Source organism: Streptosporangium sp. NPDC000095, from assembly GCF_042899335.1.
Lineage (GTDB): Bacteria > Actinomycetota > Actinomycetes > Streptosporangiales > Streptosporangiaceae > Streptosporangium.
In genome coordinates, this window is record NZ_JBIAZS010000002.1 from 443,915 (window position 1) to 453,421 (window position 9,507).

The 9,507-nt window shown below is 71.1% G+C and carries 4 protein-coding genes; 2 read left to right on the forward strand and 2 right to left on the reverse strand.

What is annotated here, in order from left to right; all coding sequences use genetic code 11:
* Positions 1-17: 17 nt before the first annotated feature.
* Both ACFY3V_RS07440 and ACFY3V_RS07445 read left to right on the forward strand, forming a co-directional pair.
* On the forward strand, positions 18-4,190 hold the full coding sequence (locus ACFY3V_RS07440; RefSeq protein ID WP_350942435.1) for a HAMP domain-containing protein: 4,173 nt from the start codon (positions 18-20) through the stop codon (positions 4,188-4,190).
* Between the two features lie 3 nt (positions 4,191-4,193).
* Positions 4,194-4,826: a response regulator gene (locus tag ACFY3V_RS07445; RefSeq protein ID WP_362903829.1), complete on the forward strand. Its 633-nt coding sequence runs from the start codon at positions 4,194-4,196 to the stop codon at positions 4,824-4,826.
* A 246-nt stretch (positions 4,827-5,072) separates the two neighbouring features.
* Here ACFY3V_RS07445 and ACFY3V_RS07450 read toward each other — a convergent pair whose 3' ends face one another.
* A complete protein-coding gene (locus ACFY3V_RS07450; protein WP_389770924.1) occupies positions 5,073-6,314 on the reverse strand; it encodes an NYN domain-containing protein in 1,242 nt (413 codons plus the stop codon).
* A gap of 478 nt (positions 6,315-6,792) precedes the next feature.
* Positions 6,793-9,369, reverse strand: coding sequence for a zf-HC2 domain-containing protein (locus ACFY3V_RS07455; RefSeq protein ID WP_389770927.1), 2,577 nt, complete (start codon positions 9,367-9,369; stop codon positions 6,793-6,795).
* Positions 9,370-9,507: the final 138 nt, after the last annotated feature.

The following is a 9,507-nucleotide window of genomic DNA, read 5'->3' on the forward strand; positions in this document are numbered from 1 at the left end:
GGAGTCAGGGAGGTCATATGACCACGGTCAATACCGTGTCCGACGTCGAGGAGCGACGTTACAGCGAATCGGATCTACGACCGATCCTTCAGACGCTCATCACCTGGCGCGACGGTGACTTCCGCCGCCGGGTGCCACACGCACCTCCCGGGATCCTCAGCGAGATCCGCCTGCTGCTCAACGAGGTCGCCGACCGCCGCGAGCACCTCGCGAACGAGCTGCACCGGGTCCGCCGCGAGGTGGTCAAGGAGGGCCGCTTCGGCGAGCGCCTCACCCCCGGCCCCGGCGTGGGCTCGTGGGCCGAGAGCGTCGACTCGGTCAACACGCTGATCGACGCGCTCGTGGGCCCGGTCAGCGGGGCCGCCGACGTGATCGACGCGGTGGCGAAGGGCGACCTCTCCCGCCGGATCGATCTCGACCGCGGTGCCCGGGGCGAGGTGCGCCGCCTCGGCAAGGCGATCAACGGCATGGTCGACCAGCTGTCGCTGTTCACCTCCGAGGTGACGCGGGTGGCGAGGGAGGTCGGGACCGAGGGACGCCTGGGCGGCCGGGCGAACGTACGCGGCATGTCGGGAAGCTGGCGCGACCTCACCGAGGCCGTCAACACCATGTCCAGCCGCGTCTCCGCGCAGGTCCGCGACATCGCCGCGGTGACCACCGGGGTCGCCCGGGGCGACCTGAGCCGCAAGGTCACCGTCGACGCGGTCGGCGAGATGTTCGAGCTGAAGAACACCGTCAACACCATGGTCGACCAGCTCCTCGCGTTCGCCGAGGAGGTCACCCGCGTCGCCCGCGAGGTCGGCACCGAGGGTCAGCTGGGCGGTCAGGCGCAGGTGCGCGGCGTCTCCGGCGTCTGGAAGGACCTCACCGACAACGTCAACGTGATGGCGGGCAACCTCACCACCCAGGTCCGCGCCATCGCGGCGGTGTCCACCGCCGTCGCCCAGGGCGACCTGTCCAAGAAGATCACCGCGGACGCCCAGGGCGAGATCCTCCAGCTCAAGGACACCCTGAACACCATGGTGGACCAGCTGTCGATGTTCGCCGACGAGGTCACCCGCGTCGCCCGCGAGGTCGGCACCGAAGGCCAGCTCGGCGGCCAGGCCCGCGTACGCGGCGTCTCCGGCGTCTGGAAGGACCTCACCGACAACGTCAACTCCATGGCGAACAACCTGACCTACCAGGTCCGTAACATCGCCGAGGTCACCACCGCGGTCGCCAACGGAGACCTGACCCGCAAGATCGACGTGAACGCCCAGGGCGAGATCCTCGCGCTGAAGACCACGATCAACACCATGGTCGACCAGCTGTCGTCGTTCGCCTCCGAGGTGAGCCGCGTCGCCCGCGAGGTCGGCTCGGAGGGTCAGCTGGGCGGTCAGGCGCAGGTGCCCGGTGTCTCCGGCACCTGGAAGGACCTCACCGACAACGTCAACGTGATGGCGAACAACCTCACCACCCAGGTCCGCCAGATCGCCGCGGTGTCCACCGCCGTCGCCCAGGGCAACCTGTCCAAGAAGATCACCGCGGACGCCCAGGGCGAGATCCTCCAGCTCAAGGACACCCTGAACACCATGGTGGACCAGCTGTCGATGTTCGCCGACGAGGTCACCCGCGTCGCCCGCGAGGTCGGCACCGAAGGCCAGCTCGGCGGCCAGGCCCGCGTACGCGGCGTCTCCGGCGTCTGGAAGGACCTCACCGACAACGTCAACTCCATGGCGAACAACCTGACCTACCAGGTCCGTAACATCGCCGAGGTCACCACCGCCGTCGCGTCGGGCAACCTGAACCGCAAGATCGACGTGAACGCCCAGGGCGAGATCCTCGCGCTGAAGACCACGATCAACACCATGGTCGACCAGCTGTCGTCGTTCGCCTCCGAGGTGAGCCGCGTCGCCCGCGAGGTCGGCTCGGAGGGCAAGCTGGGCGGCCAGGCCCGCGTCGAGGGTGCCGAGGGCATCTGGAAGCGCCTCACCGAGAACGTCAACGAGCTCGCCGCCCGCCTCACCACCCAGGTGCGCGCCATCGCCGAGGTCACCACCGCCGTCGCGACCGGCGACCTCACCCGCTCCATCACCGTCGACGCCGAGGGCGAGATCGGCGAGCTGAAGGACAACATCAACATGATGGTGGCGGTGCTGCGCGACACCACCACCGCCAACCAGGAGCAGGACTGGCTGAAGTCCAACCTGGCGAGGATCTCCCGCCTCATGCAGGGCCACAGCGACCAGATGGAGGTCGCCAAGCTCATCATGAGCGAGCTCACCCCGCTGGTGTCGGCACACTACGGCGCCTTCTACCTCGCGGAACCCACCGGCGACCGCGACCTGCTCCTCATCGCCGGGTACGGCGCCCGCCCCGGCAGCGGACCCCGGCAGCGGTTCGCCACCGGCGAGGGCATCGTGGGCCAGGCCGCGCTGGAGGGCAGGGGGATCATCCTCGGCAACGTGCCCGCCCGCTACCTCACCGTCGACACCGGTCTCAGCACCTCCACGCCCGCGCAGATCGTCGTGCTGCCCGTCCTGTTCGAGACACAGGTGCTCGGCGTCCTGGAGCTCGCCTCGTTCAGCGAGTTCAGCGAGGTCCACCACGACTTCCTGAACCAGCTCGTCGAGACCATCGGCGTCACGATGAACACGATCATCGCCAACTCCAGGACCGAGGACCTGCTGACCGAGTCGCAGCGCCTCACCACCGAGCTGCAGGAGCGTTCCGACGAGCTCCAGCGCCAGCAGGAGGAGCTGCGCCGCTCCAACGCCGAACTGGAGGACAAGGCCGCGCTGCTCGCCAAGCAGAACCGGGCGATCGAGATCCAGAACTTCCAGATCGAGCAGGCCCGCCGCACGCTGGAGGAGCGCGCCGAGCAGCTCGCGGTCTCCTCCCGCTACAAGTCGGAGTTCCTCGCCAACATGTCCCACGAGCTGCGCACCCCGCTGAACAGCCTGCTCGTGCTCGCCAAGTTGCTCACCGAGAACGCCGACGGCAACCTCACCGCACAGCAGGTGGAGTTCGCCAGGACCATCCACGGCGCCGGTTCCGCCCTGCTGCAGCTGATCAACGACATCCTCGACCTGTCGAAGGTCGAGGCGGGCCGGATGGACATCCACCCCCAGCAGATCTCCCTGCCCAAGCTCGTCGACTACTTCGAGGCCACCTTCGCGCCGCTCGCCCAGGACAAGGGCCTGTCGTTCACCGTCGAGATCGACCCGTCGATCCCGCAGGAGCTCCGCACCGACGAGCAACGCCTCCAGCAGGTGCTGCGCAACCTGCTCTCCAACGCGATCAAGTTCACCCCCAAGGGAGAGGTGCGGCTGCGCGTGATCCACGCCAGGCGCGCCGTCGCCTTCGTGGACGACACCCTGCGCGGCACCGACGGCATCCTCGCCTTCGAGGTGGTCGACACCGGCATCGGGATCGCCTCCGACAAGCTGGAGGTCATCTTCGAGGCGTTCCGCCAGGCCGACGGGACCACCAGCCGCAAGTACGGGGGGACGGGTCTCGGCCTGTCCATCTGCCGCGAGATCGCCCGCCTGCTCGGCGGCGAGATCCACGTGGTCAGCGAGGTCGGCGAGGGCAGCACCTTCACCCTCTACCTGCCCCCGTCGTACGGCGGCCCGCTGTCCTCGCGCGACGGCGGGGCGAGCACTCCCTCCTCCCCCCGCAACACCACGCTCATCGGGGTGCTCGAGGAGCCCGGCGACCTGCCGGAGCTGACGCTCAACGACGACATGCCCCTGCCGCAGTTCCCGCAGGGCGAGGGCAAGCCGTGGAAGGGCGACGATCCGCTCACCGGGGCGAAGATCCTGATCGTGGACGACGACATCCGCAACGTGTTCGCGCTGACCAGCGTGCTCGAACGCTACGGCTCCACGGTGATCTACGCGGAGAACGGTCGCGAGGGCATCGAGCAGCTCGAACGCAACGAGGACGTCGCCCTCGTCCTGATGGACATCATGATGCCGGAGATGGACGGCTGGGCCACCACCTCCGCGATCCGCCGGATGCCCCAGTTCGCGGACCTGCCGATCATCGCGCTGACCGCTAAGGTCATGCGAGGCGACCGGGAGAAGAGCATCGCCTCCGGCGCCTCCGACTACGTGCCCAAGCCCGTGGACGTCGACCGCCTGCTGGAAAGGCTGCGCGGCTGGCTCACCCGGGGCAAGCCGGCCGCCGACCCCGACGAAGGCGTGTGATCGATGCCGGACAAAGCCAAGATCCTCCTGGTGGACGACCGGGAGGAGAACCTCATCGCGCTTGAGGCCATTCTCAGCTCGCTCGATCTGATCCCCGTCCGGGCGAAGTCCGGGGAGGAGGCGCTGAAGGCGCTGCTCGGCACGGAGTTCGCCCTGATCCTGCTCGACGTCCGGATGCCGGGAATGGACGGGTTCGAGACGGCGGCCCACATCAAACGCCGCGAACGAACCCGCAACATCCCGATCATCTTCCTGACCGTGGTCGACAGCGCGCCCGACTACGCCTTCCGCAGCTACGCGGCGGGCGCCGTCGACTATCTCACCAAGCCCTTCGACCCCTGGGTGCTCCGGGCCAAGGTCGCGGTGTTCGTGGAGCTCTACAACATGAACCGCAGGCTCGCCGAGCAGGCCACCATGCTTCGCGAACGCCTCGCCACGGAGTTGCCGCCCGGTGAGGCGGCCGACCAGGCGGCCGTGCTGCCCGAGCTGTCCAGGCGCCTGGCCGCCGTCGAGGAGGAGGTCGGCCGGGTCGTGGAACTGGCCCGTAAAAGCGGCGACCCCGGTCTCGCGGGGCCGTTGACCGACCTGTCCAATCGTCTCGACCACCTGCGCGCGGGCTTCGACGCCCTTACCTGAGGGGCGTCTTCGAGGTCACCTGACGGGCGCCACGCGGTCATCCGGGCGTCTTCGAGGTCACCTGGGGTGCCCCGCAGTCACCCGGCGGACCTCTCCGCGCCCACCTGAGGGACGTCTCCGCGCCTCCCCGAGGGATCTCCGCGTCACTTGAGGAGCGTCTCCGCGCCTCCCTGAGGGATCTCCGCGGCGCGATCCTCTCACACCGCGGTTTCCTTCCGAACCGACCGTACGTCTCCTGTGCGCCTCTCAGCGGCGGGCGCGCTCCAGGGCGTCCCAGAAGCCGCGGCGCAGGGCGTGACGGACCTCGTCGTGCAGGAGGAAGTCGATCGGCAGTGAGGAGCCCTGGAGCAGGCGCGCCTCCAGGTCGGAGGGCATCCGGGGCTTGCGGGCGAGGACCGCCTCCAGCCACAGGGCGGGCGCGTCCTTGGCCACGGACTCGCCGAAGTCGTGGCCTTCCTTGTGGGCGGCCTGCACCGCGTCGGAGAGGGTCGTCGCGGCACCGGTTCCGGTGCTCTGCGTCGGCACCGGAGCCGGTTGGGGACCGGTGTAGGCGCCCATCTGCTGCTGCGGGGACTGATAGCTCGGCATGCCGCCGGTGTTGCCCAGCGAGTACTGCGGCGCGACGGGCAGCGGACCGGTCTGGGTGCTGACGGCCGCGTGCGAGGGTGGGGAGGCGGGCGGGGGCGGCGGTGGCGACGACGGTGACGGCGGTGTGACGGGAGCGGCCGGGACGACCGGTGACTCCTGGGTGTAGCTCTGATAGGCGGAGGGCAGCGCGGGCTGGGCGTGAGCCGCGCGGGACGGCTGGACCGCGGGGATGGGACTGGTGGCCGGGGCGGTGTTCACACCGATGCTCCCGGTGTTTCCGCCGCTGCCCCCGGTGCCGCGCGCGGAGACGGGCTGGCCGTTGGCGGCGCGCTGGTGGCCGTTGGCCACCAGGGCGGGTGTGTCGCCGCTCAGCAGGCTGACGTGGGGGCGCAGCTGACCGGCGCCGATCTCGATCAGGTCGTCGCACTCCTGGCGGAGCGTACGGGAGACGGCCCAGTTGCCGTCGGCGCCGATGTGCACCACGGTGACCCGGATGCCGAGGTCCTGGGCGTCGCAGATGACCTGCGCCAGGTCCTCGTCACCGCTGACCACGACCGCGTCGCAGACCGCGCCGTTGCGGGCCAACGTCATCAGGTCGCGGTGGACCTGGGCGTCGACACCCTCGCGACGACCGGGGCGGATGCGCGACAGGCGGAGCTTGAGGCCGGGGATCTCGGCCAGCGTGTCGTGCTCCGGGGTGCGGCGGCCCTCCACGGTCGCCTCGTACCAGTAGCAGCGCAACAACGGCAGTCCGGTGCGCTCTCTCGACAACTTGTTGAGCAGCTGGAGCAGCCCCGGGTAGTCCCAGGAGACGGACTCGCGGTGGCGGGTACCGTGCACCGCCATCGCGCCGTCGGCCAGCAGGTAGCCGGCGTCCACGAACAGCGCGCAACGATCCACACGACACCGCCTTCCTACGTGGCCCGATCCTTCGGTTCAGACAAGCCTGAAAGAACCCCTCAGAGACCGGACAGACGGCCCTTCCTCAGGGTAATCAAGCAGCTGACCATCCGAGGGTGAATCCCGACGATTCCACCCGCGCTCGACCATACGCTGGATCGTTCACGCAGACCGTACCAGTTTGTCCCGTTCGTGAACCCGTTCGGCGAGGTGCTATCACTTCTGGTTCTCCCCCATCGCGCCCCGGCCTCCCCAGCCTTCACACCACCCCCTCACCGCACAACGAACCCGCAGGCGTGGTGCGCCCTTCCGCCGGGGATACGACTCCTCTTCCGTTGGCGATACGCCTCGTCAGGTGTACGACCGCCCCCTCCTTTCACGGCGCCGTCCTCTCCTTTCACGGCGCCGCCGACTCCCTTCACGGCACCGCCGACGACTCACCTTCCACTTCCACCGCGTCGCCGGCCACCGAGGGCCGTCACGGGGCGGTCCGCACGCTCACCGCCGCCACGCCGAACAGCAGAACGTCCTCGCGCGTACTGATCTCCAGCACCGGGTCACGGCCGAGAGGCGCCCGGAAGCGGTCCACGTCCGTGCCGAAGGTCGTACCGGTGCCCCGCGCCCCGGCGGCGGACCCGTCGAAGGGATTGCCCGGGTCCCGCTCCCCGCCCGCGGGCCGCAGGGTCCGGCCGCCGAGCCTCACCCGATCGCCCCCGACGCCCGCGTCCCCCTCCCAGGTCACCAGGGACATCCTCGCGGGCACGCCGGAGGGCGTCAGCCCTTCGAGCGGTATCCGCGCCGAGCGATTCTCCCCGTCCAGCACCTCTGTGGTGTCGACGACGACGGCCTGGCTGTACGGCCGGCGCGGGTCGGCGACGATGACCACCAGGCTCCACCCGGCGTGACGCGCCACACCTGACCGCACCGAGGCGTCGGCCACCCAGTACGTCCCGCGAACCCTGCCCAGCAAACGCGTCACATCGGCGAACGCCTGGTAACCGCGCCCCGCGGGCAGTTCTCTCTCCACCACCTGCGTGGCCCTGACCTGCCGGTACCGTTCCTCACCCGGCACCTTGAGCTTGATCCGCCCGCCTGGTGGCGCGCTCGCCGACCAGTAGAGTCCCGCCCACACCACCTTGCTCGCCGCCGGCAGGGCGAGCCGGGCGGCGCTCGAACTGCTCGTCGACGGATCCCCGTCATGATCGATGGGACGCATCTCCCAGTTGTTGTTGTCGCGCCTGCCACCCCGCCGGGAGCGGGCGGCCTCGCACGCGGGCTCCGAGGGCGCGCAGCCCACCAGGGTGTTGCCGATCGCGGAGACGGCGACCCGGCCGTCGGTGGCGAACCTGGCCGGAGCCCCCGTCGCCCGTACCCTGCTGCGTGACCTCGCCTCCACCCGCGTCCCCGCGGTGGTGACCGTGACCGAGGGCGACGTCCCGTAGACCGCCTCATCCGACACCAGGACCCTCAGGAAGACCGCCGTGGCCCGGCCCGCGGGGAGTGGGCCGCGGACGCACCGGGCACCCCGGTTTCGTGCCCGGCAGGACCAGCCGTCGACCGTACCCACCGGTGTGACGCCACCGACGGCGTTTCCTCGGCGGGACCCGGACGGCAGCGTCACACCTCGCGGCAGCCCGACGTCGGCGACGACCTCCTCGCTCTGCCCCCGGCCGGCGTTGCGCAGCCGCACCACGACGATTCCGGCCTCGGACCTGACGAGGGCGCCGAGCGCGTCGATCCTGGCCACCAGGCGGGGAGCGAGCCAGGCACCCGTCCGGCCGCCCTGCCCCCCTCCGGGCCCCGCTCCGGCCGGCGCGCCCCCCTCGGACCCACCGGCCCTGTCCCCGGGGCCCGTCTCGACGGACTCTCCGTCGAGGGGCGCGCCGGCAACGGATCCGGGCACCACTCCGGTCTCCTCGGGTCCCCGGCCGGATTCCGCCGACCGACCCGACGGTGACGGTACGGGGGCTTCGGAGATCTCCGGCACCTCCGGGTCCGGCGAGTCGGGCACCGGGGCCACGACGATCGGCTCGGAGGCCGTGCTCGGCCATCGGACGGGCTCTTCCGTCGACACCAGCACGAGGGCCGCGGCCACCACGACCGAGGTGGCCATCGCACCGGCCGCGACGGCGCGCCGTACGGATCGGGGAGCCCTCCGCCAGCGGCCGGACAGTCCGCCGCCCCCCACCGTGGCGCCCATCCTGGCGAGCGCCGTCAGGTAGGCGGGGAACGCGGGACCGGCGACGAGCGGGCCGATGACGGAGCGGACGCCGTGGCCGATGCCGGTCAGTTCCGTGAGCACCGCGCGGCAGCCGGAGCAGCCCTCCAGGTGCCTTTCGATGACCCTGCTCCGTTCCCTGTCCAGGTCGCCACGCGTGTGAGGGCCCAGCCTGGTCAGCACGGGCCGGCACTCGGGGGCGGACGTCTCGGTCAGGTGGATGCGCAGGCACGCCTGGCGCATCCCCTCCTTCGCCCGGTGGGCGAGGGCGGCCGCGCCGTTCACGGTCAGCCCCAGCAGGAGCCCGACGTCCTCGATCCTGAGCCTCTCGACCTCGGCGTGCCACAGGACGAACTGCCACCGCTCGGGCAGGGAGAGGAACGCCCTCGCCACCGGCGAGCGTTCCAGGCCCCGCAGTGACGGGTCCACGAGAAACGCGCGCGGATCGAAGGGCCCTGCCTCGCCGTCCGCCCGCTCGTCGGTCTCCCCGTCCGCCCTGTCCGTCTCACCGTCGGTGGACCGCTCACCGGTCTCCTCGCCCACCTCGCCGCCGGACTCACCACTGGGCCGCTCACCGGTCTTCCCACCCATCTCGCCGGTGGGCCGCTCACCGGTCTCCCCACCCGCCTCGCCGGTGGGCCGCTCACCGGTCTCCCCACCCGCCTCGCCGGTGGGCCGCTCACCGGTCTCCCCACCCGCTCCTTCCCCGGTCGCGGGGACCGTCCGCTCGACGGTCTCCTCTTCCGCCCCACCCTCGACCTCACCGGTCGCCCGCCCGACAGCTCCCTCATCTCCCTCGTCGGGCTCATCCGCGACCGCACCGGTCGCCCGCTCCACGACCCCCTCATCGGCCTTGTCCTCGCCGTCGGCCCGCTTGAGGGCTTCCCCCGGCGAGCCGGGCCGGGCGGGCCGGGGGGGGGGGGGCCCCGCCCCCCCGGGGGGGCCCCCCCCGGGGGGGGGGCGGGGAAAGCGGGG

Excerpts from the sequence above, each read along its gene's own strand:
- ACFY3V_RS07440 (WP_350942435.1), top strand. The coding sequence starts at position 18 with ATGACCACGGTCAATACCGTGTCCGACGTCGAGGAGCGACGTTACAGC.
- ACFY3V_RS07445 (WP_362903829.1), top strand. The coding sequence starts at position 4,194 with ATGCCGGACAAAGCCAAGATCCTCCTGGTGGACGACCGGGAGGAGAAC.